The organism is Streptomyces sp. NPDC052079, assembly GCF_040680275.1.
Classification (GTDB): Bacteria; Actinomycetota; Actinomycetes; order Streptomycetales; family Streptomycetaceae; genus Streptomyces.
This window is the reverse complement of sequence record NZ_JBFAWL010000018.1, coordinates 52,321-76,793: the sequence shown is the minus strand read 5'-3', so window position 1 is coordinate 76,793 and position 24,473 is coordinate 52,321. Positions and strand designations below refer to the sequence as shown.

26 protein-coding genes and 1 pseudogene are annotated in these 24,473 nt (G+C 71.4%); 14 read left to right on the top strand and 13 right to left on the bottom strand.

Features of this window, described 5'->3' with window-relative positions; genetic code table 11:
* Window positions 1-2: 2 nt before the first annotated feature.
* Window positions 3-197 (bottom strand): annotated as a pseudogene (locus AB0L56_RS23810) (NAD(P)-dependent alcohol dehydrogenase); the annotation flags it as partial.
* A gap of 431 nt (window positions 198-628) precedes the next feature.
* Here AB0L56_RS23810 and AB0L56_RS23805 point away from each other — a divergent pair.
* Window positions 629-1,063, top strand: a complete 435-nt coding sequence (locus AB0L56_RS23805) for a hypothetical protein (protein WP_365426101.1) — start codon at window positions 629-631, stop codon at window positions 1,061-1,063.
* Here the strand turns inward: AB0L56_RS23805 and AB0L56_RS23800 are convergent.
* Complete coding sequence (locus AB0L56_RS23800) at window positions 981-1,841, bottom strand: DUF4184 family protein (protein ID WP_365426099.1); 861 nt, start codon at window positions 1,839-1,841, stop codon at window positions 981-983. The genes AB0L56_RS23805 and AB0L56_RS23800 overlap by 83 nt on opposite strands.
* A 287-nt stretch (window positions 1,842-2,128) precedes the next feature.
* Between AB0L56_RS23800 and AB0L56_RS23795 the strand changes: the two genes are divergently transcribed.
* Window positions 2,129-3,898, top strand: a complete 1,770-nt coding sequence (locus AB0L56_RS23795; protein ID WP_365426096.1) for a lytic transglycosylase domain-containing protein — start codon at window positions 2,129-2,131, stop codon at window positions 3,896-3,898.
* Between the two features lie 52 nt (window positions 3,899-3,950).
* Here AB0L56_RS23795 and AB0L56_RS23790 read toward each other — a convergent pair whose 3' ends face one another.
* Window positions 3,951-6,929 (bottom strand): ATP-dependent helicase C-terminal domain-containing protein, encoded by a 2,979-nt coding sequence (locus AB0L56_RS23790; protein ID WP_365426093.1) that lies wholly within the window; start codon window positions 6,927-6,929, stop codon window positions 3,951-3,953.
* A 4-nt stretch (window positions 6,930-6,933) separates the two neighbouring features.
* Window positions 6,934-7,854, bottom strand: a complete 921-nt coding sequence (locus AB0L56_RS23785) for a class I SAM-dependent methyltransferase (RefSeq protein ID WP_365426090.1) — start codon at window positions 7,852-7,854, stop codon at window positions 6,934-6,936.
* Between the two features lie 283 nt (window positions 7,855-8,137).
* On the opposite strand from AB0L56_RS23785, the gene rpsA reads away from it, so the two are divergent.
* From rpsA to AB0L56_RS23765, 4 genes are all read left to right on the top strand, one after another.
* The gene (gene rpsA / locus AB0L56_RS23780; protein ID WP_361030119.1) at window positions 8,138-9,631 is read left to right on the top strand and encodes a 30S ribosomal protein S1; all 1,494 of its coding nucleotides are present in this window, start codon (window positions 8,138-8,140) and stop codon (window positions 9,629-9,631) included.
* A 198-nt stretch (window positions 9,632-9,829) separates the two neighbouring features.
* Window positions 9,830-10,768, top strand: a complete 939-nt coding sequence (locus tag AB0L56_RS23775) for a PAC2 family protein (protein ID WP_361030122.1) — start codon at window positions 9,830-9,832, stop codon at window positions 10,766-10,768.
* Between the two features lie 45 nt (window positions 10,769-10,813).
* Window positions 10,814-11,434 carry a dephospho-CoA kinase gene (coaE, locus tag AB0L56_RS23770; protein WP_365426085.1) on the top strand — a complete coding sequence of 207 codons (621 nt, stop codon included), beginning with the start codon at window positions 10,814-10,816 and terminating at the stop codon, window positions 11,432-11,434.
* A gap of 50 nt (window positions 11,435-11,484) precedes the next feature.
* On the top strand, window positions 11,485-11,865 hold the full coding sequence (locus AB0L56_RS23765) for a tetratricopeptide repeat protein (RefSeq protein WP_365426082.1): 381 nt from the start codon (window positions 11,485-11,487) through the stop codon (window positions 11,863-11,865).
* A gap of 13 nt (window positions 11,866-11,878) precedes the next feature.
* On the opposite strand, the gene AB0L56_RS23760 is transcribed toward AB0L56_RS23765, so the two are convergent.
* Window positions 11,879-12,142 (bottom strand): DUF6343 family protein, encoded by a 264-nt coding sequence (locus tag AB0L56_RS23760; RefSeq protein WP_365426079.1) that lies wholly within the window; start codon window positions 12,140-12,142, stop codon window positions 11,879-11,881.
* A gap of 195 nt (window positions 12,143-12,337) precedes the next feature.
* Here AB0L56_RS23760 and AB0L56_RS23755 point away from each other — a divergent pair, with 195 nt between their 5' ends.
* Complete coding sequence (locus AB0L56_RS23755) at window positions 12,338-13,036, top strand: methyltransferase domain-containing protein (RefSeq protein WP_365426076.1); 699 nt, start codon at window positions 12,338-12,340, stop codon at window positions 13,034-13,036.
* 55 nt (window positions 13,037-13,091) lie between these two features.
* Here AB0L56_RS23755 and AB0L56_RS23750 read toward each other — a convergent pair whose 3' ends face one another.
* Window positions 13,092-13,703: an RNA-binding S4 domain-containing protein gene (locus tag AB0L56_RS23750; protein ID WP_365426073.1), complete on the bottom strand. Its 612-nt coding sequence runs from the start codon at window positions 13,701-13,703 to the stop codon at window positions 13,092-13,094.
* Window positions 13,704-13,782: 79 nt separating this feature from the next.
* Between AB0L56_RS23750 and AB0L56_RS23745 the strand changes: the two genes are divergently transcribed.
* Complete coding sequence (locus AB0L56_RS23745) at window positions 13,783-14,508, top strand: uracil-DNA glycosylase (RefSeq protein WP_365426070.1); 726 nt, start codon at window positions 13,783-13,785, stop codon at window positions 14,506-14,508.
* A gap of 18 nt (window positions 14,509-14,526) precedes the next feature.
* Here the strand turns inward: AB0L56_RS23745 and AB0L56_RS23740 are convergent, their stop codons facing one another.
* The 3 genes from AB0L56_RS23740 to AB0L56_RS23730 all read right to left on the bottom strand — a co-directional run bounded on the left by AB0L56_RS23740 (window position 14,527) and on the right by AB0L56_RS23730 (window position 16,634).
* Window positions 14,527-14,991, bottom strand: coding sequence for a GNAT family N-acetyltransferase (locus AB0L56_RS23740; protein WP_365426067.1), 465 nt, complete (start codon window positions 14,989-14,991; stop codon window positions 14,527-14,529).
* The gene (locus AB0L56_RS23735; RefSeq protein WP_365426064.1) at window positions 14,988-15,401 is read right to left on the bottom strand and encodes a RidA family protein; all 414 of its coding nucleotides are present in this window, start codon (window positions 15,399-15,401) and stop codon (window positions 14,988-14,990) included. Before AB0L56_RS23735 ends, AB0L56_RS23740 begins: the two co-directional genes overlap by 4 nt.
* A gap of 96 nt (window positions 15,402-15,497) precedes the next feature.
* Window positions 15,498-16,634 (bottom strand): glutathione-independent formaldehyde dehydrogenase, encoded by a 1,137-nt coding sequence (locus AB0L56_RS23730; protein WP_365426061.1) that lies wholly within the window; start codon window positions 16,632-16,634, stop codon window positions 15,498-15,500.
* 196 nt (window positions 16,635-16,830) lie between these two features.
* Here AB0L56_RS23730 and AB0L56_RS23725 point away from each other — a divergent pair, with 196 nt between their 5' ends.
* The gene (locus AB0L56_RS23725; protein WP_361030153.1) at window positions 16,831-17,022 is read left to right on the top strand and encodes a hypothetical protein; all 192 of its coding nucleotides are present in this window, start codon (window positions 16,831-16,833) and stop codon (window positions 17,020-17,022) included.
* Between the two features lie 24 nt (window positions 17,023-17,046).
* Here the strand turns inward: AB0L56_RS23725 and glpK are convergent, their stop codons facing one another.
* Both glpK and AB0L56_RS23715 read right to left on the bottom strand, forming a co-directional pair.
* A complete protein-coding gene (glpK, locus tag AB0L56_RS23720) occupies window positions 17,047-18,564 on the bottom strand; it encodes a glycerol kinase GlpK (protein WP_365426058.1) in 1,518 nt (505 codons plus the stop codon).
* Window positions 18,565-18,603: 39 nt separating this feature from the next.
* Window positions 18,604-19,491 carry an MIP family channel protein gene (locus AB0L56_RS23715; protein WP_365426055.1) on the bottom strand — a complete coding sequence of 296 codons (888 nt, stop codon included), beginning with the start codon at window positions 19,489-19,491 and terminating at the stop codon, window positions 18,604-18,606.
* A gap of 408 nt (window positions 19,492-19,899) precedes the next feature.
* Between AB0L56_RS23715 and AB0L56_RS23710 the strand changes: the two genes are divergently transcribed.
* Entirely contained in the window at window positions 19,900-20,589 is a 690-nt protein-coding gene (locus AB0L56_RS23710) for a DUF899 domain-containing protein (RefSeq protein ID WP_365426052.1), read from the top strand.
* A gap of 156 nt (window positions 20,590-20,745) precedes the next feature.
* A complete protein-coding gene (locus tag AB0L56_RS23705) occupies window positions 20,746-20,928 on the top strand; it encodes a hypothetical protein (protein WP_149552605.1) in 183 nt (60 codons plus the stop codon).
* Between the two features lie 48 nt (window positions 20,929-20,976).
* Here AB0L56_RS23705 and AB0L56_RS23700 read toward each other — a convergent pair whose 3' ends face one another.
* Together AB0L56_RS23700 and AB0L56_RS23695 are read right to left on the bottom strand one after the other, a co-directional pair.
* Entirely contained in the window at window positions 20,977-21,417 is a 441-nt protein-coding gene (locus tag AB0L56_RS23700) for a hypothetical protein (protein ID WP_361030167.1), read from the bottom strand.
* The gene (locus AB0L56_RS23695) at window positions 21,414-22,121 is read right to left on the bottom strand and encodes an ATP-binding protein (protein WP_365426049.1); all 708 of its coding nucleotides are present in this window, start codon (window positions 22,119-22,121) and stop codon (window positions 21,414-21,416) included. Before AB0L56_RS23695 ends, AB0L56_RS23700 begins: the two co-directional genes overlap by 4 nt.
* A gap of 222 nt (window positions 22,122-22,343) precedes the next feature.
* Here AB0L56_RS23695 and AB0L56_RS23690 point away from each other — a divergent pair, with 222 nt between their 5' ends.
* From AB0L56_RS23690 to AB0L56_RS23680, 3 genes are all read left to right on the top strand, one after another.
* Complete coding sequence (locus AB0L56_RS23690) at window positions 22,344-23,204, top strand: helix-turn-helix transcriptional regulator (protein WP_365426047.1); 861 nt, start codon at window positions 22,344-22,346, stop codon at window positions 23,202-23,204.
* Complete coding sequence (locus tag AB0L56_RS23685; RefSeq protein ID WP_361030176.1) at window positions 23,205-23,489, top strand: DUF397 domain-containing protein; 285 nt, start codon at window positions 23,205-23,207, stop codon at window positions 23,487-23,489.
* Window positions 23,490-23,577: 88 nt separating this feature from the next.
* The gene (locus AB0L56_RS23680) at window positions 23,578-24,381 is read left to right on the top strand and encodes an SAM-dependent methyltransferase (protein ID WP_365426045.1); all 804 of its coding nucleotides are present in this window, start codon (window positions 23,578-23,580) and stop codon (window positions 24,379-24,381) included.
* Window positions 24,382-24,473 lie beyond the last annotated feature (92 nt).

Below are 24,473 nucleotides of genomic sequence, written 5' to 3'. Positions count from 1 at the left end.
CGTCAGTCCAGACCGGACAGGTCGAGGACGAAGCGGCGGCGGACGCGTCCGAGCGGTTCGAGGGCCTCGGTCCCCCGCGCCGAGGGCAGCAGTTCGATGTCCGCGGTGACACCGTGCCCGGCGCAGAAGTCCGGCATGGCGGAGGTGGCGGGCAGGCCACCGCCGCCAGCCGAGCTGAGCTTCTCACGCCACACGAGTCAGGCCGCCGACTGCCGTGACGACCGCACACTGCGCGCCATCGCCGAGGCTCAGGCCGAGGGCCCGGTCCACATGGCCCTGGTCATCGCCATGCCATGGCCTGGACACCGATCAGCAACGTCTGCGGGCGACTGCTGAAGAACCCCCGGAAACCCACACCCGCCGCCGCACCCTGCTCCGCCGGAGCGTCCACCGCGCCAGGTCTGCGACGACGCCCTGACCGACGCGGCTGGCCGAGGGCAGCGGCGGCCCAGGCCAAGGGGCGCCCCCCTGCGACCGCACCTGCGCACCCCCTGCGACCGCACCTGCGCACCCCCTGCCGACCGCACCCGCGCGCCTGCCTGGACCCCGCCCGCCTCCCGGCCGGACCCTCACCCGCGTGGCCCTTGCGGGAGGGCCGGTGTGCGCCCCTCCCGACAGGATGCGACGCATGGGTATACGCATGCTTCACCGCAGAGCGGCACCCCCGCGGGCCGACGCCGACGGACCCACCCTCAAGGCGTTTCCACCGGTTCCGGTCTTCGCGGCCGCCGCAAGTACCGCCCGCATCCCCGTCACCCTCGCGACGGCGCTGCGCAACGCCACCGCGGACCTCGGCCGTTGTATCACCAACGCCAGATGGCGCACCGGCCGCACCGCCGGTGCCGTACTCCCCGGCGAGCAGCCACCCTGGCGGCTGTGGACCGAACTGGCCCGCGCCTACCTCACCCTCCTGGTCACCTGGCTGCCCCGCCCCCGCCCCGTCCGTACCGTCACCGTGTTCGTCCCGGCGAGCGAGACCCTCAGCGTGCGGCCGTACGGCTCTCCCGCCGTGTACCGGAGTCTGCGGAGCCCTCCGTGGCCGGGGTCGGACGCCACGCCCTGACGGCCACCGCGTACAAGGGCAGCGCGAGAACGAGCCCCGCGCCCGCGCCGAAGCACACCGTCGGGATCAGTTCCCAGGGCTTCGCGGTCGACCCCCAGTAGGCCCACCAGCGCGAGGCCCGCTGCACCGCCCCCACCGCCGCACACCCGCCGAGCAGCGCCACCGCCCCCCACCGGTCGCCGGCCGAGAGCACGGGCACCCCCGCCGGACCGGCCACCGCAGGCGTACGGCGCAGCGCCCGCGCCACGAACAGCGCGATCACGATCGCCGCCACCGCGGAACCGCCGTACTGCAGATACCAGTACAGCGGCGAGCCCGCGATCTCCTCCCCCAGCACGGGAAACACCCGCATCCCCCACCGGTCGAGATGCGTGAACGCGTCCCACACGACGTGCGTCGACGCGCCCAGCACGGCCGAGACGTACCAGCGCGCCACCAGCGACGCCTCCGCGCGCGCACGCGGCGCACCGCACCGCAGCAGTGCCGCCGTCCGGCCCTGCCGGCCCCGCGGCAACAGAGCCACCAGCGGTTCGCGCACCAGCAGCCACAGACCCACCAGCGCCCAGGCGATGACCACATCGACCGTGAACACGCCCCAGAAGGCGTGCGTCACGTCGCCGAACCGCATGGCTCCCGACAGGACACTCGCCGCGTAATAGGTCATGTCGGGAGCGAAGCTCCCAGCGATCAGCACCGCGGGAACCAGGGCGACCCGGCCGCTCCCGTCGGTGCGCACCGCCGGCAGAACCGCCGCGGCATGGCTGAGCGTGAACGGCAACTCGACTCCTTGCGGAAGGCGTTGGCCGGGCGGTCGGGGCCCGTTGAACGGAAGGCCCCAGTATGCGCGACGCCCGTCCCGGCCCCCGCGCCACCATCAACGTGCCCAATGGGTGAATACCGGGCACGAACGGGTGTCCGGGCAAAGGAAGTTGTCGTAGGGTCGCGAGGGCCGTCACGCCGGAGTGGCCGCGAAGGGCAACCGGCGCGGCGGGCGGAACGTCACAACAGGGCGGGCACAGCACACGTTGACGGGCGCCACAGCGCCCACGGGGAGGGGTTCACTCTATGGCGGCGCATTTCGGCAGGAGGCTGCGCAAGGGAGCGGCAACCACCGCCGTGGCCGCGGCAGCGGTGGCGGCCCTGTCCGCATCCCAGGCCCCGGGCGTGACGGTCGACGGCCAGGGCAGACAGACCACCACCGACGCCACGCCCTCGCCCGAGGAGGCCGCCGCCGACAGCGCGACCGGCAATTCGCCGTACTACACGGACCTGCCGCCCCTCAACAGCCCCAACCCCTCCCCGAGTTCCGGAACGGGTCCGGGCGACCGGTCCGCGTCGGAGGCCGGCATACCCGCGACGGTCCTCGACGCCTACAAAAAGGCCGAGGCCACGCTGCGCGAGAAGAAGCCGGGCTGCAATCTGCCCTGGCAACTCCTCGCCGCCATCGGCAAGGTGGAGTCCGGTCAGGCCCGCGGCGGACGCGTCTCCTCCGACGGCACCACGCTCTCCCCGATCCTCGGCCCGCAGCTGGACGGCAACGGCTTCGCCCTCATCAAGGACACCGACAACGGTGCCTACGACGGCAACAGCACCTACGACCAGGCCGTCGGCCCCATGCAGTTCATCCCCTCCACCTGGGCGTGGGCGGGCCGCGACGGCAACGGCGACGGGCGCGAGGACCCCAACAACATCTACGACGCCGCACTCTCCGCCGGCCACTACCTGTGCCGCAACGGCTGGGACCTGTCCGACCGGGGCGACCTGAGGAAGGCCATCCTCAGCTACAACAATTCGACGGATTATCTGAACACCGTCCTGCGGTGGCTGGAGTACTACCGCAAGGGCACCCACGAGATCCCGGACGGCACCGGCTCGCTGCCCGTGGACCGCAGCGACGACGACACCGTGCGCCCCTCCCCGTCGTCCCCGGCCTCGGCCACTCCGCCCGCGCCCAAGCCCGGTACGAAGCCCGGCGCCAAGCCCGGCGACAAGCCGGGCGGCTCCAGCCCGAGCCCCCGCCCCGACACCCCCGGCAGTGGCGGCCCGACCACACCGCCGCCCACCGCGCCCACCACGCCCCCTCCGACCACCACCCCTCCGACGCCCACCGACACGGTGGACCACCTGGAGGACGCCGGCACCGGGGCGCTCACGGCGATGGCGGGCGACGCGTTCACCAAGGCGATCAGCAGCCGCGCCGAGACGGACACCGGCAAGGCCGTGGCCAAGGTGCGGATCCGCTTCACGATCCTGGGCGACACCGGCACCACCTTCGCCGGCGGCGAGAAGGTGGCCACCGTCGTCACCGGCACGTCGGGCGTCGCCGTGGCACCCGCGCTCCAGGCCGGCGAGACGCCCGGCTCGTTCACCGTCCGTGCCGTCGTCGTGGGCCGTGTCATCCCCGGCGTCGACTACCGGGCGACGGTCACCGAGCGCGCGGCCGACACGCTCGTCCGCAACGGCGACGCGCCGCTCACCTGCACCCCCGCCGGCGCGTTCGCCGCAGCGGTCGAGGTGAAGGCCACGTACGGCGGTGCCGCCGCGGACAAGGTCGCCGCCACCGCCACGCTCATCAGGTCGGCCGACAATCCGGCCGAGAACGACAAGGGCCCCTACTTCAAGGACGCCGACGGCAAGGCGATCCGCACGCTGAACGGTCTGAAGACGGACGCGGACGGCCTGCTGAAGCTGCCGCAGCTGTACGCGGACGACACCACCGGCACGTTCCTGCTCCGCATCACCACCGCGGGCGGAGCGACCCTCACCGTCGAACTGACCGTGGCGGCGGACGAGACGCCGTTCCCGAGCCCGTCGACGAGCAGCCCCACCGCCTGACCGCACCCACCGTCGAAGGCGCCCCTCCCGTACGACGGAGGGGCACCTTCGTTCACCGTCCGAGTCGCGCCTTGGTGTGCCGGGTCGGCTCGGCGGAGGCCGGGTCCTCCGGCCACGGATGCTTGGGATAGCGCCCGCGCAGTTCGGCCCGTACGCCCTGGTAACCCTCCCGCCAGAAGGACGCGAGGTCGGCCGTCACGGCGGCCGGCCGCCCGGCCGGCGACAGCAGATGCACCAGAAGCGGCACTCCGGCCACCTTTGGTGACTCCTGCAGCCCGAACATCTCCTGGAGCTTCACCGCCAGCACCGGCTGCTCCGGGTCGGAGTAGTCGATCCGGACCCGGGACCCACTGGGCACGGTGATCCGCTCGGGCGCCAGCTCGTCGAGCCGCGCGGCCTCCCCGGAGGCCCAGGGCAGCAGCCGCCCGAGCGCCTCGCCGGCATCGATCCGCGCGAGGTCGGCTCGCCGCCGGGCCCGGCTCAGCTCCGGCTCCAGCCACTCCTCCACGCGCGCGTGCAGCGCCTCGTCGGACACATCGGGCCACGGTTCGCCGAGCCGCTCGCGCAGGAACGCCAGCCGCTGCCGCAGCACGACCGCCCCGGCCGGCCACCTCAACAGCCCGAACCCCTCCCGGCGCAGCCCGTCCAGCAGCGCGGCCCGTACGAGCGAGGGGTCGGCGCCGGTGTGCGGCCGTACGGCCAGCTCCACCGCCCCGAGCCGCTCCACCCGCCGCGCGACGACGTCGCCGTCCGCCCAGTGCACTTCCTCGCGGCTCTCCAGGAGCGCGCCCGCCGCGTACCGCGCGATGCCCTCGTCGACAGCCGCGCCCAGCTGTACGCGCGCGTGCCCGCGCCCCACGGGCCGGTCGGCCACGGCGACGGCGAGCCACTCCGCTCCCCGCAGCCCGGACCCCGCCCCCACCTCGGCCCGCGTCCCGGCCACCATCAGATACGACCCACTGTCGACCCGGGCAACCCGCTCAGGAAACGCCAGCGCGACAACGACCCCGACCCGCCTGTCCTCCCCGTCCCCCGAAGTGACCACCGCCGGGCCTGGACCCGGGGCACCCGGGGAGTGACCTCCGGCGGTCCGGGTCTCCGGGGAGCGCCCTTGGGCGGTCGCCCGGGTGTCCGGGGTGGTCCGGTGGGTGTCGTCCCCGTGCGCCGGGGCGGAGGGATCGGGGAGCCCGGATCCCGGGGTGTCGGGGGAGCGCCCTTCGGCGGTCGCCCGGGCGTCCGGGGTGGTCCGCTCGGGGCGGTGGGTGTCGTCCCCGTGCGTGGGGGTGGCGGGATCGGGGAGCCCGGGGCCCGGGGCGCCCGGGGCGTCGGGGGAGCGCCCTTCGGCGGTTGCCCGGGTGTCCGGGGAGTGATCTGAGGCGGTCGCCCGGGCGTCCGGGGTGGTCCGCTCGGGGCGGTGGGTGTCGTCCCCGTGCGTGGGGGTGGATGGATCGGGGAGTCGGGAGACCGCTGTGGTGGAGGTCGCGTCCGGCGGAGCCAGCAGGGTGCCCTCCGGTGCACCGGAGGAGGGCCCGGGAGCCGCCCTGCGCAGCCGGCGGGTCTCCGTGCGCCAGCGGGCGGCGTACGCGTCACCGCCGCGCCGGGCGGTGCGCAGCGCGCCGGCGAGGTCGTCTCCGTAGCCACGCGGCGGTTCCTCGCCGATCAGGGCGACCACCTCGGCGGCCAGCTCGGCACCCACCAACGGGGTCGCGTCCAGCAGCGCCCGCCCCAGCCGGGGGTGCAGCCCCAGCCCCGCAAGCCGGACGCCCCGTTCCGTGGCACGCCCGTCGGGGCCGACCGCCCCGATCGCCGTCAGCACGGAACGGGCCGCCGCCATGGCCCCGCCCGGCGGGGGATCCAGCAGGGCCAGCCCGGAGGCGTCGGGATCGCCCCAGCACGCCGCCTGGAGGGCGAACGCCGTCAGGTCGGCCACCTTGATCTCGGGGGAGGGGAACCGCGGCAGCCGCGCGTCCTCCGCCTCCGCCCAGCAGCGATACACCGCACCCGGCGCCTCACGCCCCGCGCGGCCCGCCCGCTGCCGCCCGGCGGCCCGCGACGCCCGGACCGTCGTCAGCGCGCTCAGCCCCCGCGCATGATCGACTCGCGGCTCCCGCGCGAGCCCCGAGTCCACGACCACCCGCACCCCGGGAACCGTCAGCGACGACTCCGCCACCGAGGTCGCCAGCACCACCCGGCGCCGCTCCCCGGCCGACAGCACCGCGTCCTGCACGGCCGCCGGCGCCCTGCCGTGCACCTGGAGCACCTCGACACCGCCGAGGTCACCCAGCAGCCCGGCCACCCGGGCGATCTCGCCCACGCCGGGCAGGAACGCCAGCACATCCCCCTCGCGCTCGGGCAGCGCCCGCCGCACCACCGACGCCACATGCGCCAGGAGCGCCGGATCGACCCGCATGCCGTGCGGCGGACGCACCTCGCGCGCGGGAGGCGCCCACACCACCTCCACCGGGTGCGCGGCACCGTGCGCCTCGACGACCGGCGCGCCGCCCAGCAGTCGCGCCCAGCCCTCCGCGTCCGTGGTGGCCGAGGCGGCCACCAGCCGCAGCTCGGGACGGAGCGTCTCGCGCACGTCCCACAGGAACGCCGCCGCCGTGTCCGCGTCCAGATGCCGCTCATGGCACTCGTCGAGCACCACCACGTCGACCCCGGTCAGCTCCTGGTCGCGCTGCAGGCGCTGGAGGAGCACACCGGTCGTGACGACCTCCACGCGCGTGTGCCGCCCGACCGTCCGCTCCCCGCGCACCGTGAAACCGACCGACTCGCCGACCCGCTCGCCCAGCAGCCACGCCATCCGCCGTGCCGCCGCGCGGGCCGCGATCCGCCGCGGCTCGGCGACGACCACCCGCCGCGCGGGCCCAGAACCGAGCAGACCCGCCAGCGCCAACGGCACCAGGGTCGTTTTGCCCGTCCCGGGCGGCGCCACCAGCACCGCGGTGCCGTGCGCGTCGAGGGCGTCGGTCAGCCCGGGCAGGGCATCGCGTACGGGAAGGGCGTCCAGGGCGTCGTAACGGATCACGCACTCAGTCCCGCACGCATACGAAGACCGCCGTCCCCGGGATGAGGTTCCCGCGCAGCGGCGACCAGCCGCCCCACTCGGAGGTGTTCCAGGCCGGCCACTCCGGCTCCACCAGGTCCACCAGCCGGAATCCCGAGGCGACCACGTCCCGGACGCGGTCCCCGAGCGTCCTGTGGTGCTCGACGTACACCGCGCGGCCCCCCTCGTCCTGCTCGACGTAGGGCGTGCGGTCGAAGTACGACGCCGAGACGCTCAGGCCTTCCGGCCCCGGCTCGTCGGGGAACGCCCAGCGGATCGGATGCGTGACCGAGAAGACCAGCCGGCCGCCCGGGCGCAGCACCCGGCGCACCTCCCGCAGTACCAGCCGCGGGTCGGCCACGAAGGGCAGTGCCCCGTACGCCGAGCAGACCAGGTCGAAGGAGCCGTCGGCGAAGGGCAGCGCGCCCGCGTCGGCGCACACCAGGGGGAACGGCCCGCCGATGCGCTGCGCGTGCCGCAGTTGCCGGTGCGAGATGTCCAGCGCCACCGGACGCGCGCCCTGGGCGGCCAGCCAGCGCGAGCACTGCGCCGCGCCGGCGCCGAGCTCCAGGACGTCCCGCCCCTTCAGCTCCTCCGGCGGGCCGAGCAGCTCCGCCTCGACCTCGTCCAGACCCTCGGGACCCCACACGAAGCGGTCGTCGCCGAGGAAGGTGCCGTGCTCGGTCTGGTACTCGTCGGCGTTGCGGTCCCACCAGCCCCGGTTGGCGCGGGAACTCTCCGTGACTCCGGCCTCCCGCCGGGTCGCCTCCGGTTCGGGTGCTTCGGGCTCTTGGATGATGGGCTCCCTCGTCGTACTCTTCCGTCCAGCCGGACCCTGGCGTGGCGCCGAGGGTGCTCCCGGACCCTGCGCGGTACCGGGCCGCATCTGACGTGCGTGTTCCGCCATACGGGGGAATGGCGCCGGTTATGCGGCGATCCGCCCAGGGTGGGCGGCTTCGCGCATTGACCCTGCCCGGCTGCCCCCGTATGCTACAAGTTGCGCTGCGAGCCTGCGTGCCTCAGACGTAGCAGGCTGCGCTCGCATCTGTTGTATGTCCCCTCGGTTCTCGAGGCGTCATCACTGGTCAACGGTGGGGCGCTTCCTTTGCTGTCCGGCTTCTGCAGAGCGAAACAGGCTCCGGCGTAGCAGTACCTACGACTTCAATGTCCGTACCGGAGCCCTTTCCCACATGACGAGCAGCACCGAGACCACCGCCACCACCCCGCAGGTAGCGGTCAACGACATCGGTAACGAGGAAGCCTTCCTCGCAGCGATCGACGAGACGATCAAGTACTTCAACGACGGCGACATCGTCGACGGCGTCATCGTGAAGGTCGACCGGGACGAGGTCCTGCTCGACATCGGTTACAAGACCGAAGGCGTTATCCCGAGCCGCGAGCTCTCGATCAAGCACGACGTCGACCCCAACGAGGTCGTCGCCGTCGGCGACGAGATCGAGGCCCTCGTTCTCCAGAAGGAGGACAAGGAAGGCCGCCTGATCCTCTCGAAGAAGCGCGCCCAGTACGAGCGTGCCTGGGGCACCATCGAGAAGATCAAGGAAGAGGACGGGATCGTCACCGGTACCGTCATCGAGGTCGTCAAGGGTGGTCTCATCCTCGACATCGGCCTCCGTGGCTTCCTCCCGGCCTCCCTGGTCGAGATGCGCCGCGTCCGCGACCTTCAGCCCTACGTGGGCAAGGAGCTCGAGGCCAAGATCATCGAGCTGGACAAGAACCGCAACAACGTGGTCCTGTCCCGCCGTGCCTGGCTGGAGCAGACCCAGTCCGAGGTGCGCCAGACGTTCCTCACCACCCTCCAGAAGGGGCAGGTCCGTTCCGGCGTCGTCTCCTCGATCGTCAACTTCGGTGCCTTCGTGGACCTGGGTGGCGTCGACGGTCTGGTCCACGTCTCCGAGCTCTCCTGGAAGCACATCGACCACCCGTCCGAGGTTGTCGAGGTCGGCCAGGAAGTCACCGTCGAGGTCCTCGACGTCGACATGGACCGCGAGCGTGTCTCCCTGTCGCTGAAGGCGACCCAGGAAGACCCGTGGCAGCAGTTCGCCCGCACCCACCAGATCGGCCAGGTCGTGCCCGGCAAGGTCACGAAGCTGGTTCCGTTCGGTGCGTTCGTCCGCGTGGACGAGGGCATCGAGGGTCTGGTCCACATCTCCGAGCTGGCCGAGCGCCACGTGGAGATCCCGGAGCAGGTCGTCCAGGTCAACGACGAGATCTTCGTCAAGGTCATCGACATCGACCTCGAGCGCCGTCGCATCAGCCTCTCGCTGAAGCAGGCCAACGAGTCCTTCGGTGCCGACCCGTCGGCGGTCGAGTTCGACCCGACCCTGTACGGCATGGCCGCGTCCTACGACGACCAGGGCAACTACATCTACCCCGAGGGCTTCGACCCCGAGACCAACGACTGGCTCGAGGGCTACGAGAAGCAGCGCGAGGAGTGGGAGCGCCAGTACGCCGAGGCGCAGCAGCGCTTCGAGCAGCACCAGGCGCAGGTCATCAAGTCCCGCGAGGCGGACGCCCAGGCCGCTGCCGAGGGTGGCGAGGCCGCCGCTCCGGCCGCGTCCGGTGGCGGTTCGTACTCCTCCGAGGGTGGCGACCAGTCCGGTGCGCTGGCTTCGGACGAGGCGCTCGCCGCTCTGCGGGAGAAGCTGGCGGGCGGGCAGAGCTGACGCTCGCTCCTGGCCGTTGACTGAGGGGCCGTACCTTCCGGGGTACGGCCCCTCAGTGCTGCCCCGGGGTGTGCGGGCAGGCCGGCCGCGGGCCGGCGACGGGCAAATCCCCGTCGCCGGACGGGGGTCGCCCCCTGCCGGGAATGTCAGTGCCGCATGCCACGTTGTGTCGTACGAACACGAGGAGGAGCGGTCACTGTGCTTGATCCGCAGGGTTTGTACGCATGGGAGCCGAAGGGGCTCGGCGTCGTCGACATGGCGCTGGCCCAGGAGTCGGCCGGACTTGTCATGCTCTACCACTTCGACGGATACATCGACGCGGGCGAGACCGGGGACCAGATCGTCGACCGGCTGCTCGGCTCGCTGCCCCACCAGGTCGTCGCCCGGTTCGACCACGACCGGCTGGTCGACTACCGCGCCCGGCGTCCGCTGCTGACCTTCACCCGCGACCGCTGGAGCGACTACGAGGTGCCCGCCATCGAGGTGCGCCTCGTCCAGGACGCCACTGGGGCGCCCTTCCTGCTGCTGTCCGGGCCCGAGCCGGACATCGAGTGGGAGCGCTTCGCCGCCGCCGTCCAGCAGATCGTGGAGCGGCTCGGCGTACGCCTGTCGGTGAACTTCCACGGCATCCCCATGGGCGTCCCGCACACGCGCCCGGTCGGCATCACCCCGCACGGCAACCGCGCCGACCTCGTCCCGGCGAGCAAGAGCCCCTTCGACGAGGCGCAGGTGCCCGGCAGCGCGGAGGCCCTCGTCGAGTACCGGCTGATGCAGGCCGGGCACGACGTCCTGGGCGTCGCCGCGCACGTGCCGCACTACATCGCCCGGTCCCCGTACCCCGACGCGGCACTGACCGCCCTGGAGGCCATCACGGCCGCCACCGGCCTGGTCCTGCCCGGTGTCGCGCACGCGCTGCGCACCGACGCCCACCGCACCCAGACCGAGATCGACCGCCAGATCCAGGAGGGCGACGACGAGCTCACCGCCCTCGTGCAGGGCCTCGAGCACCAGTACGACGCGGCCGCGGGCGCCGAGACCCGGGGCAATATGCTCGCGGAGCCGGTGGAGATTCCGTCCGCCGACGAGATCGGCCGCGAGTTCGAGCGCTTCCTCGCGGAGCGAGAGGGCGAGAACTGACGCCCCGCGGCCCCGGTGCCGCGGGCAGCCTCTAGGCTGCTGTTCATGCTGACAGTGGGGCTGACCGGCGGCATCGGGGCCGGCAAGAGCGAGGTGTCGCGGCTGCTCGTCGAGTGCGGTGCCGTGCTGATCGACGCGGACCGCATCGCGCGTGAGGTCGTCGCGCCAGGGACGCCGGGGCTCGCCGCCGTCGTCGACGCGTTCGGCGAGAACATCCTCACCGCGGACGGCAGCCTCGACCGGCAGAAACTGGGCTCCATCGTCTTCGCCGACCCGGAGAAGCTGGCCCTCCTCAACTCGATCGTCCACCCCCTGGTGGGCGCCCGCTCCCGGGAGCTGGAAGAGGCCGCCCCCGACGACGCCGTGGTCGTCCACGACGTCCCTCTCCTTACCGAGAACGGCCTCGCGCCCCTCTACGACCTGGTGATCGTCGTCGACGCGAGCCCCGAAACCCAGCTCGAGCGGCTCGTGAGCAAGCGCGGCATGACCGAGGAGGACGCCCGGGCACGGATGGCCGCCCAGGCGACCCGCGAGCAGCGCCGGGCGATCGCCGACATGATCATCGACAACGACGGCACCCTCGACGAGCTGGAACAACGCGTCAAGGACGTGTGCTCCGAGCTCGTCCGCCGGGCACGCGCACCCCGGAAGCCGTCCCAGGAATAGCGGGCCGCGAAGGAGGCGTTGAAGTCGTTCCGCGAGGGAAGGATTCCGCCGTGCCCGAGACCAGTGGTTCGACCGGACGTACGCCGGAGACGCATGTCATCGACTTCCGTGCCGCCGAGCACCTGCTCGCCTCCCGGGACCCGCGGGGCGCGGTCAAGCTGCTCGACGGCGTGATCGACGTCCACCCGGAGAACACCGCCGCCCGCCTGCTGCGCGCCCGTGCGTTCTTCGCCGCGGCGCAGCTGCGCCCCGCCGAGCTGGAGTTCTCCCTGGTCCTGGAGCGCGAGCCGGACAACGCCTTCGCCCACTTCGCGCTCGCCCGCACCTACCAGCGGCAGGGCCGCTCCCACCCGGCCAGGCGTCACTTCCGGCTGGCGGCGGCACTGGACCCCAACCCTGAGTACCTGAAGGCGGCCCGCTTCGAGGACTGACGGACGCCCCGCACTACGGCCGGCTCCTCGGCGGCTCGTACGGAGGGACGTCGCGTCCCGGCTGATAGTGCGGCCCCTGGCGGATGTGCCGGACGATGAAGGCCATGTCGGCCGTGACGAGCAGCCACAGCACCCCGCAGGCGAGCGCCCAGCCCGGATGCCCCGCGAGCGCGAACCCGACCGTCCCGGCCACCGTCCAGACCTCGCCCCACACGCTCAGCCAGAACCGCATCCGCAGAGCACTGCGCGCGGTCGTCGGCTCACTCCCCGTACGCATCGTCCTCACCACCGCTCCTGCCCGGTCCCGCCCGCGAGATGCGGCTGCGGCACGGAAGCCGTCGGGCTCCGGGTGCCCCGGAACCCCCTGCCCCACCGCTCGGTCGACCACCGTGGACTCACTCGGACGGGTGAATTCACGAGGTGGGGGAACGGGCGTGCGGACGCGGTCCGTTGGACGGGCATGGAGCTGAAAATGCGTGAGGGGTACGAGGGAACGGGGCCTGGGGCGATCACTCCGGACGGCTGTGCGGTGGAGCTCTATGCGCGGCTGCCCGTCGGGGACGAGCCGGACATCATCGCCGCCGCCGTGCCGGCCGGGGCGCGGGTGCTGGAGCTGGGCAGCGGTGTGGGGCGCATGACGCACGCGCTGCTGCAGCGCGGCTTCGACGTCACGGCGGTGGACGAGTCCGCGGAGATGCTGGAGCGCGTGCGCGGCGCGCGGACGATATGCGACTCGATCGAGAGGCTCGACCTCGGTGAGACGTTCGACGTGGTGCTGCTCGCCTCCTTCCTGGTGCACGCGGGGGACGTCGAGGTACGGCGGGGCATGCTGCGCACCTGCGTACGGCATTTGGCGAAGGGCGGATGCGTACTGATCCAGCGGGAGGGCGAGGACTACCACAGCAATGTGCCGCGCGAGCGGGTCGACCCGGCCGGCTTCACCGTGCGGATCGTCTCGGCGGAGCCGGTCGGCGACGGGGTCAACTCGGTACGCGCGGAGTACATGTTCCCGGACGCGGTCTGGACCCAGACCTTCCGCGCCCGCCCCCTGACGAGGCAGCAGTTCGAGGAGGCACTGGGGGAGGCAGGCCTGAGGGTGGACCACTATCTGACGGAGGACCGGATGTGGGTGAGAGCCGTCCCGGCAACCGACAACCGACCGAGGAAGTGACGCCCGACAACGATGAGTTCACGGGTGAGAGGCGGTCTCTCCCCCGTCCGGCCGGTCAAGGCCGGTTCGTGCCGCCGGAGTCCCGGCCGCGGGAGGTCCGGCCGCCTTTCGTGCCCCGGGTGCCCGAGCCTCCACGGCCACCGGTGCCGCCCGGGGCCGTGCCGCGGCCGGCCGCACGGCGCCCTCCGGGCCCGGCGCCCGGCTCACCGGCGCCGAACCCGCCCAGGCCGCCGAGTCCGCGCAGGCGTTCCATCTCGCGGCGGTCGCGCTTGGTCGGGCGGCCCGCGCCGCGGTCGCGGACACCGGCCGGGGCGACGGCCTCGCGCGGCGGAGGGGGCGGCGAGTTGTCGATGTAGCACTGGACGGCCACCGGAGCGCCCACCCGCTTGCGGATCAGCCGCTTGACGACGACGATCCGCTCCCGGGTTTCGGCCCGCAGCCGCACCTCGTCACCGACGCGGACGGAGTGCGAGGGCTTCACCCGCTCGCCGTTCACCCGGACGTGCCCGCCCCGGCAGGCGGCGGCACCGAGGGACCGCGTCTTGACCAGACGCACCGACCAGATCCAGCTGTCGATCCGCACGGACTCACCGGCCCCCGGCCCGGCCGCCTCGGCGGCGGCCACCGCAGCGGCGGTTCTGGGGTCCTCGGCACTCTCAGAAGCCATGGTCCCGACCCTAACCCCCCCCGGGCGCCACCGCCGGTGCGGAAATTTTCCGGCTCCCCGCAGCACCTACCGTGGAGCCATGGACCCCAGCGGCCTCTCCCGTCTCGACCAGCGCATCGCCGGCTGCCGTGCCTGCCCCCGGCTGGTCGCCTGGCGTGAGGAGGTCGCCCGTACCAAGCGCGCCGCGTTCGCGGACTGGACGTACTGGGGCAGGCCGGTGCCCGGGTTCGGACCGCCGGACGCCCGGCTGCTGATCGTCGGACTGGCCCCGGCGGCGCACGGCGGCAACCGCACTGGCCGGATGTTCACCGGGGACCGTTCCGGGGACGTGCTGTACCAGACTCTGTACGACGTCGGGCTCGCCTCGCAGCCGACCTCCGTGCACGCGGCGGACGGCCTGCGGCTGTACGGCGTACGTGTCACCGCGCCCGTGCACTGTGCCCCGCCCGCCAACAAGCCCACCCCCAAGGAGCGGGACACCTGCCGGCCCTGGCTGGTGCAGGAGCTGCGTCTGCTGCGCCCCACCGTCCGGGCCGCCGTCCTCCTCGGTGCCTTTGGCTGGCAGGCCGCCCTGCCGGCGTTCGCCGAGGCCGGCTGGACCGTGCCCCGCCCACGGCCCGCCTTCGCACACGGCGCCCGCGTCACGCTGGACGCCCCCGACGGGCCCGGCCTGGACCTCTTCGGCTGCTTCCACGTCAGCCAGCGCAACACCTTCACCGGCCGGCTCACCCCCGAGATGCTCCGGGACGTACTGCGCACCGCGGCCCGGGCGGCGGGACTGGGCACACCGGAAAGCAGCGGCTGACGCCTCGGCCCGGGTGTCCTACGGCCGCCACACGTACCGCACGTCCGGCTCCCGTTCCTCGTTCCCGGAGCCGTCCGTCCACTCCACGGCCGTGAATCCATGCCGCTCATAGAAGCGGTGGGCCGGCGCGTTGACCTGGAAGGTCCACAGGACGAGCCCTCCGGGGCTGCGCTGCTTGGCCAGCGCGACGAACCGGTCACCGATCCCGCGCCCGCGCCACCCGGGGTCGAGGTACAGCTGCTCCAGCTCCTCGCCCTCCAGCACCAGCACGCCGACGAGGTCCTCGTCCGCCGTCTCCGCCACCCACGTCTCACGCAGGGGCACCAGGACGTGCCGGAAGTACTGCCGGACCTCGTCGTCGGACCGGGGCCGGACCACGCTCGGCAGCGCGGCGGCGAAGGACCGCAGCCACACGCCGGCCGCGGGCCCGGCATCGGAGGGGAGGGCCCGGCGCAGCGTGACGGCTCCCTCGGGGGGCGTCACGACCCGGCGCCGTCGGGTACGACCGCCGTCGCCGTGATCTCCACGAGCTGCCCGGGGTAGCCGAGGCAGGGCACACCGATCAGCGTCGACGAGTGGGGCCCGGTGCTCAGCCCGGACGCCTCGACGACCTCCCACACGGCGGAGAGCGCGGCGGGCTCACCGCTCACCACGTACACATCCGTCGCGACGACCAGGTCCAGGGAGCTGCCCACCGCCCTCAGCTGTTCCTCGAGGTTGGCGATCACTTGCCGGGCCTGGCGCACCGGATCTCCCTCGCCGGCCAGCTTCCCCTCCGCGGTCAGCGGGACGGAACCGGCGAGGAACGCCAGCCTGGTGCCCGCCTCGACGACGGAGGCGTGGGAGTAGGAGGGCGGCGGGAACAGGGTGGGAACGGTGACGCGCTGGGTCACGGCGGCTCCTGGAGCGGTGGACGATCGACGCCGTGGTCGATCGTCCACCGGCCGGCCCCCCGCCGCATCCGAATTACGTGCGGCGTCGCGACAGCCCTACGGGCGCAGCACCACCTTGGTGTAGCCCTCCACCCGCTTGTCGAACTTGTCGTAGGCGGACGGCGCCTGGTCCAGGGGCAGCTCGTGGGAGACGACGAAGCTCGGCTTCGCCCTGCCCTCGATGATCATGTCGCGCAGGAACCGGTTGTAGCGCTTCACGTTGCACTGTCCGGTGCCCATCCGCAGGCCCTTCTCGAAGAGCTTGCCGACCGCGACAAGGAGCATGCCCTTCTTCGACTGCTCGTCCGGGGCGCCGGGGTCCGCGGGGACGTAGAGCCCGGGCACCCCGAGCATTCCGGTGGCCCGGACCGTGCGGATGAGGGAGTTCAGCACGGTCGCCGGCTCCTCGCGGTCCGTGTCCCCGCCGGCCGACGCCTGGTAGCCGACGGCGTCGATGCCCTTGTCGGTGCCCATGCCCTCGGTCTGCTCGTGTATCTGCTCCACCGGGTCGCCCTTGGAGAAGTCGATCGGGATCGCGCCGATCTCCTGCGCCTTCTGCAGCCGCTCGGGAACCCGGTCCACGGCGAACACCTTCCGTGCGCCGCGCAGCAGCGCCGAGTAGGCCGCCATGAGACCGACCGGGCCCGCGCCGTACACCGTGACGCTCTCGCCAGGGCGGACCTGGGCGAGTTCACACCCGTGGTAGCCCGTGGGGAAGATGTCGGCGAGCAGGATGAAGTCGTTCTCGTGTTCCTGCCCCGGCGGCAGTTTCAGGCAGTTGAAGTCGGCGTAGGGCACACGCAGGTACTCGGCCTGCCCGCCCTTGTACGGCCCCATCGCGACGTAGCCGTAGGCGCCGCCCGCGAAACCGGGGTTGACGGTGAGACAGAATCCGGTGTACCCCTCGACGCAGTTGATGCAGAATCCGCAGGCGACGTTGAAGGGCATGACCACACGGTCGCCCTCCTTGAGCCCGGTGACGCCCGAGCCGACCTCCGTGATGATTCCCATGTTCTCGTGGCCGAAGGTGATGCCGGGCTCGGCGGCGGTACGACCCTCGTACATGTGCAGGTCGGAGCCGCAGATCGCGCTTGAGGTGATCCGTACGATCACGTCGTTCGGATGCTGGATGGTAGGATTGTCAACTTCTTCGACCGCGACTTCGAACGGTCCTTTGTACACGACGGCTTTCATGACCACGACCTCCACTCGGTGGCGTATGTGTCTGGTTACCGCGCCTCTCCCGATGGTCCACGTGACCGGTATCTCATGATTCTCCGGTCCGTCGAACGGGGCAAGCCGGTAATGTTTCGTGAATATCGTTTTTGGCGTCGTCCGGTACGAATCGGCGCCGCAACCCCGAGTCGTATCGCGAGAGGAAAGGGCGGAGATGGCAGCGCAAAGGCTGGGAACACTCCTTGTCGCCGTGCCCGGGCTGTCCGGCACCACATATCCGCCGGGCACGACGGTGACCGTCCGCGGTCGCGGTGCCACGGTCGACGCCTATGTGAACGGCGACTGGCTCCCGCTGTCGTGGTGGGAGTTCTCCGACGGCCTCCGCGAGGACATAGCCGACCGCTGACCCGCGGCTCCGCCGGCCAGGTCCTCAGGTGACCTTGACCCAGTTCATGGTGCGTTCCACGGCCCGCTTCCAGTCCTGGTAGCACTCCTCGCGCGCTTCCTCGCTCCACTGCGGCTCCCAGCGCTTCGACTCCTGCCAGTGAGTGCGCAGCTCGTCGGTGTCGCCCCAGAAGCCCACGGCGAGCCCGGCGGCGTAGGCGGCGCCCAGTGCGGTGGTCTCGGCGACCACGGGACGGCTGACCGGTACCCCCAGCACATCCGCCTGAATCTGCATGCACAGGTCGTTCGCGGTGACGCCGCCGTCGACCTTGAGCACGTCCAGATGCACACCCGAGTCCTGCTCCATGGCCTCGACCACGTCACGGCTCTGGTAGCAGATGGCCTCCAGCGTCGCCCGTGCGATGTGACCGCCGGTGTGGTATCGGGACAGCCCCACCATGGCGCCGCGGGCGTCGGAACGCCAGTAGGGGGCGAACAGGCCGGAGAAGGCGGGAACGAAGTACATCCCGCCGTTGTCCTCCACCGTGCGCGCCAGCTGCTCGCTGTCCGGGGCGCTCCCGATGATCTTCAGCTGGTCGCGCAGCCACTGCACGGCGGCGCCGGTGACGGCGATGGAGCCCTCCAGCGCGTAGACCACGGGGCTGCCGGCGAACTGGTACGCGACCGTCGTCAGCAGCCCGCTGCGCGAGCGCACCAGCTCGGTACCCGTGTTGAGCACGAGGAAGTTGCCCGTGCCGTAGGTGTTCTTGGCCTCGCCGGGGGAGAAGCAGACCTGGCCGACGGTCGCCGCGTGCTGGTCGCCGAGCACGCCGGTGATCGGGACGGCGGCGCCCAGCGGCCGGGAGGTGCGGCCCAGCCCGAACGCCTCGGGGTGGGACGAGGGGTTGATGGCCGGCAGCATGGAGCGCGGGATGCCGAAGATCCCCAGCAGTTCGTCGTCCCAGTCCAGGGTCTCCAGGTTCATGAGCATGGTGCGGCTGGCGTTGGTCACGTCCGTGGCGTGCACACCGCCGTTGGGTCCGCCGGTGAGGTTCCACAGCACCCAGGCGTCGGTGTTGCCGAACAGGGCGTGGCCCGCCTCGGCGGCCTCGCGCAGCCCGTCCACGTTCTCCAGCAGCCACTTGAGCTTGCCACCGGAGAAGTACGTGGCCGGCGGCAGTCCGGCCTTGTGGCGGATGACGTCGCCGTGGCCGTCGCGTTCGAGGGCATGGGCGATGCGGTCGGTGCGGGTGTCCTGCCAGACGATGGCGTTGTAGTACGGGCGGCCGGTGCGCGGGTCCCAGACCACTGTCGTCTCGCGCTGGTTGGTGATGCCGATGGCCCGCAGGTCGTTGGCCGTGAGACCGCCGTCCCGCATGGCGTTCTGGATCACCGTGTTGGTGCGCTCCCAGATCTCCACAGGGTCGTGCTCGACCCACCCGGACCTCGGCAGGATCTGCTGGTGCTCGAGCTGGTGCTTCGCCACCTCGTTCCCCGAGTGGTCGAAGATCATGAAGCGTGTGCTGGTGGTCCCCTGGTCCACCGCGCCGACGAATTCGGGCATTGCTGCCACCTCTCCTGGTGTGACGACAGGGCCTGAGGGCTACGGTTCCTCGGTGGCCGGGCCTTCCTCCTGCGCCCCCGCCCTGGCGTTGATCACCGGCTTGATCAGCAGGTCGTACACGCCGACACCGACGACGCCGCCGATGAGCGGGCCCACAATGGGAATCCACCAGTAGCTGCTGAACCACCCGAATGTCCCGGGTAGCGCGATCGAACCCCAGCCCTCGAAGAAGGTGAACAGCCGTGGCCCGAAATCGCGCGCGGGATTGATGGCGTATCCGGCATTGGTGCCGAACGTCAGGCCGATCGCGACGACCACCAGGCCGATGAGGAACGGATGCAGATTCGACAGCGGAGCCACATTGCGCAGGTCGATGAGCGCGCAGACGAGCAGAAGAAGGATTCCCGTTCCCACGATCTGGTCGAGCAGCGGACCCCACCAGGAATCCCCGAAATACTCGGCGGGGAATGTCGCGAAGATGGAGTAGGTGGCCAGTGATTCCTCGCGTGGAACCCCTGCGGTGGTCTCGGCCGCGTTGATCGCCCACCGGTAGCAGGCGTAGACGAGCGCGGCACCGGTGAAGGCGCCCACGACCTGGGCCAGCCAGTACGGCAGGACCTTCCGCCAGGGGAAATCCCCGCGTACGGCGAAGGCCAGCGTCACCGCGGGATTGATGTGGGCGCCGCTGATACCGCCGGCCACATAGACACCGAACACCACGGCGAGGCCCCAGCCCCAGGAGATGATGAGCCAGTTGGCCGGCCCGAATTCCACCGCCTGCCGCCCCGATCCGGGTAGGCCGACAACCGCGACGGCCACTGATCCGGCGCCCAGCAGAAGCAGGACGAACGTTCCCAGGAATTCGGCGAGCATTTCGCCGCCGACGCCTTCTTTGTAACCGCGTCTACGTGCAGTGAGTTCAGCCATCGGCTCTCCTCGGCAGGAATGGCACGGGCCTTTCCTCCCCCTACCGGAAGCGTAGGCGTATAACGGTGATCGGGCGCGCGGGGCGTCAAATTTACTCCCAACAGAGCAATGCCGCCCCACCCGTGCCGGTTTCCCTACTGGCTCGCCCAGCCCTGCGGGCCCCCACCCTCGGGACGTACGCGGGCGACCACCTTCGGCCGTACCGCTCATGCGAGAGTCCCGCCGGGCTCATCGTCACCGGAATGCACCGTCCTCACGCACGACGATCAAGAACGGACCGGATGCGCCCAGGACGCGGCCGTCGTCGTACGTGACGGGCGACACCTGAAAGACGTACGGGGCCGGGCGATGAGTTCGGACCGTGGGCGCAGTCACCCCTTGCAACGGGACCGTTGCACAGGAGGAACCATGTCGCTTCCGGAGATCGTCTCGCGTGCCGAGTGGCTCGCGGCGCGTGAGGAACTGCTGGCCAAGGAGAAGGCCGTCACCCGCGCCCGGGACGCGCTCAACGCCGAGCGGCGCCGACTGCCGATGGTCCTGATCGACCGGGAGTACGTCTTCGAGGGCGGCGACGGCAAGGCCACGCTGCTGGACCTGTTCCAGGGGCGCCGGCAGCTCGTCGTCCACCACTTCATGTTCGCCCCCGAGTGGGAGGCCGGCTGCCGCGGCTGCTCCGCGTTCCTGGACCAGATCGGCCACCTCGCCCACCTCGGCGCCCGGTCCACCTCGTTCGCGGCGGTCTCCCGGGCGCCGTACACGAGGATCCTGCCGTTCAAGGCGCGGATGGGGTGGACGGTGCCTTGGTACTCCTCGTACCCCGGCGTCTTCAACGAGCACTTCGACGTGACCCTGGAGTACGAGGGGGAGCTCGTCGAGCGGTCGGGCGTGAGCTGCTTCCTGCGGGACGGCGAGCGGGTCTTTCACACGTACTCGGCCTACGGGCGGGGACTGGACGGGCTGGGCTCGACCACCAGCCTGCTGGACCTCACCGCGCTCGGAAGGCAGGAGGCATGGGAGGAACCCCAGGGGCGCGCGTCGGCTCTCGGGGCGCCTGTGGCAGGGGAGCGTGTCCGTTATCACGACGAGTACGACGACTGACGCGGAAGGTGACGGATTACTCCGGAAGGTTGAGAGCCCGCTCACACGTGGCGGTGAACGGGTGTCAACTACGTCTCAGTACCGTCACTGAGCGAGGCGTTCGCTCCATGGTTGGCGTTTAACTCTGCGAGTACAGCGCTACATGGAGGTGGCAGGGTGAACGGGCGAACGGTGCTCGAACGCTTTCCCGCAGGTGGACCGCGCGGCTCATGGCCGGCGGAGGAGTTCGCGCATGCGCGGCGCCTGGAGGGACTGCCCGCCGAGGTTGTCATGGACCTCGCCACCGACATGTTTCTGGTGATCGTCCGCGGCGACGGCGGCGGTGATGTGACGGCGTGAGCGGACGCACGGCGCCGGGCGCCTGTATGGCATCCGTCGGACGGCTGTCTACGCGCTGACCGGACGGGACCAGGCGGGGGTGGTGTCAGTCAGGCGGCACAGGGCCAGGTAGAGGGGTATCGGCGGCGTGTAGGGGAGCGTGCCGTCGGGGCGGTGGATCAGACCGGGCAGCTCGGGCGCCTCGGCGTCGGGGAGGACCGCGCCGGCCGCGTAGTGCGCCGGGGCGGGCCACTCCAGCGCGTAGTCGGAGTCGGACGGGACCAGCCACCACCAGTGCGCCTCATCGGCGTAGACGCAGCCCACCCGGGGCAGCCGGGGCAGCACCAGCGGGCCGAAGCGGGCGGGTACCGCGACCGCGTCGCAGCCCATGGGCGCCGTCATGCCGTCGGGTACCGGCAGTCGCCGCAGGGTGGCCGGGATGTTCCGTCCGCGCTGGAGACGGAGCAGCGAGTTCAGGCTCAGCACCCGGGTGCCACGGGTGCCTGTCACGCCCGGCCCCCGTCCGGGTGGACGCGTTGATGCGGAAGAATGTTCGGCATCGCCGCCGGATGTGGCGCCGGTGCCTGCGCCGGCCGGTGCGACTGAGGGGTCCCGTCGCCATTTTCCTCGCTGTCGCCGTCGTCCGGGTCGCCCGCCGGGAGGGGCTTCGGCCGGGCGCCCCAGCCCAGGTCGTTGCGGGGTTCCGCGGGATCGGGCGGAGTGTCCGCCTCGCGGGGAAGGTCGGCCCAGACCAGCAGCCCGGGACCGTGCTCGTGGGCGCCCCACGCTTGACACAGGGCGTCGACGAGGAGCAATCCCCTCCCGTGCTCCTCCTCCGGCCGCTGCCGGGTGTTCGCCCGCGGCCGGTCCGGTGTGCAGCCCTCGTCCCGCACGGCTATGCGCACCAGATCGTCGCCGTCGTGCAGCTCGCAGACGATGTGGCTGCTCGCGGTGTGCACGATGGCGTTGGTGACCAGTTCGGAGACGACCAGTTCCGCCGTGTCGCAGATCTCTTCGCACACCGACCAGCCGGTCAACTGTGCCCTCGTCAGGTGTCTGGCCTGAGCCGGGGAGCCCGGATGGGCGGCCAGTTCGAAACGGAACCGGCGCTCGGCAGCGGCCCCCGAGGGGGCGGGTGCCGAGGCGGCGCCGAGGCCGACGGAACCTGCGGCGGCTTCTGTTCCTAAGGGCGCGGGCGGAATCACGCTTGCCACTATCGCCCCGCCGTGAACACTTGGCAAGTGTCACTCTGAAAAATGCAGAGTGCTGTGTGACGGTCTGGAAGGCCATGGCACACTGCACGCAACAGCACCTCGTGCGGCGCCAGTTGGGATCGCCGGAGATTGGTTCGAAGAATTGCTCTATCGAATGGGTCTTCGAAACGATCTCCGAATGGCGCCGCGGGGCTGTCAGGATTTGTGCGAGGGAGGTGGAGTATGAGCGAACCCCGGTCCGCGCCGACGGTAGGACAGGTCGTCCTCGGTCGGCGCCTGCTGGATCTGCGGGAACGCGCGGGGATGAAGCGCGAGGAGGCCGCCCGCATCCTCCGGGTCGCCCCCGCCACCGTGCGCCGCATGGAGATGGCCGAGGTCGCGCTCAAAATCCCCTACCTCCAGCTCCTGCTGAAGGCGTACGGCGTCTCCGACGACGAGGCCGACGCCTTCGTGCAGCTGGCGGAGGATGCCAACCGCCCCGGCTGGTGGCAGCGCTTCCACGACATCCTGCCCGGCTGGTTCTCGATGTACGTCAGCCTGGAGGGTGCCGCCTCCCTCATCCGCAGCTACGAACCCCATTTCGTCCCCGGAGTGCTCCAGACCGAGGACTACGCGCGCGGCGTACTGCGCTCCGGCGCCATCGGGCAGACCCGGCCCGAGGACATCGAGCGCCACGTCGACCTGCGCATGCGACGGCAGGAACTGCTCACCCGCAAGGACGCGCCCCGACTGTGGGTCGTGATGGACGAGACCGTGCTCCGCCGCCAGGTCGGCGGCCCGGAGGTGATGCGTGCACAGATCGACAAGCTGCTCGAGGCCACGAAGCTGCCCCATGTGACGCTGCAGGTCGCGACCTTCGCCGACGGGCCGCACCCCGGCACGTACGGGCCGTTCGTGCTGTTCCGATTTGCCATGCCCGAACTGCCGGACATGGTCTACAGCGAGTACCTGACCGGCGCCGTCTACCTGGACGCGCGCAACGAGGTGGCGACCCACCTCGAGGTCATGGACCGCATGGCGGCGCAGGCCGCCACGGCACATCGCACGAAGGAGATCCTCCGGGATCTCCGCAAGGAGCTGTGAATGGAACTCATGAAGCGCCCGAAGTCCCTGCCCCGCCCGCAGGCGCACACCGGAAGGATCTACAACGGCATGCCCGCGCGGGAACTGGGCAGCGAGGGCTGGCACAAGCCGTGGAGCGGCGGCAACGGAGGGAACTGCCTGGAGGCGATGAAGCTCGACGACGGCCGGATCGCCGTACGCCAGTCCACCGATCCGGACGGCCCCGCGCTCATCTACACCTCCGCGGAGATCACGGCCTTCATCGAGGGAGCGAAGGCGGGAGAGGCGGATTTCCTGCTGTCCTAAGACCTGTTGTCCGCTCTACCTTTGCGTTCCTCCTCTGATTCGGCACTGACTTGACCACTAACAGTTGCAGAGAGTTACGGAGTCCCTCATGACCGGGCAGCCCCCCGTGGAGATCGACACCAGCAGACCGCACCCCGCCCGGATGTACGACTGGTACCTCGGAGGCAAGGACAACTATCCGGTCGACGAGGAAATGGGCCGGCAGATGCTGGCCCTCGAACCGCGGACGCCGGTGATGGCACGAGTGAACCGCGCGTTCATGCACCGGGCGACGCGCTGGCTGGCCGGCCAGGGCGTGCGCCAGTTCCTCGACGTCGGCACCGGCATCCCCACCGAGCCCAATCTGCACCAGGTGGCCCAGGAGATCGCGCCGGACGCCCACGTCGTGTACTGCGACAACGATCCCATCGTGCTGGCTCACGCGGGGGCGCTGCTGCGGGGCACGGACGAGGGGGTGACCGAGTACCTCCAGGCCGATGTACGGGATCCGGACACCATCCTGGCGGGCGCGCGGAGGATCCTCGACTTCGACGAGCCGATCGCCCTGTCGCTCATCGCGCTGCTGCACTTCGTCCCCGACGAGGACGGGGCGCATGAGCTGGTCGGGCGGCTGCTGGCGGACCTTCCCTCCGGCAGTCACCTGGTCGTCACCCACGCGACGGCCGACTTCACCCCCGAGTTGTCGAAGGCGGCCAGCGAGAAGTTCAGGGCCGCGGGCGTCACCCTGGCCCTGCGTTCCCGGGAGGAGTTCACCCGCTTCTTCGACGGCCTGGAACTCGTCGAGCCGGGTGTGCGGGTCCCCCACGAGTGGCATCCCGAACTGGGAGAGCCCGTGCCGGGCCAGGACGACGGCTACATCCCCGGCTACGGAGCGGTGGCCCGCAAACCGTAAGCACGGCAGGCACGGTAAGTACGGCAGGCACGGTAAGCACGGCAGGCACGGTAAGCACGGAGCAGCCCGCGGGCGGCGACCGCCGTCGCGCC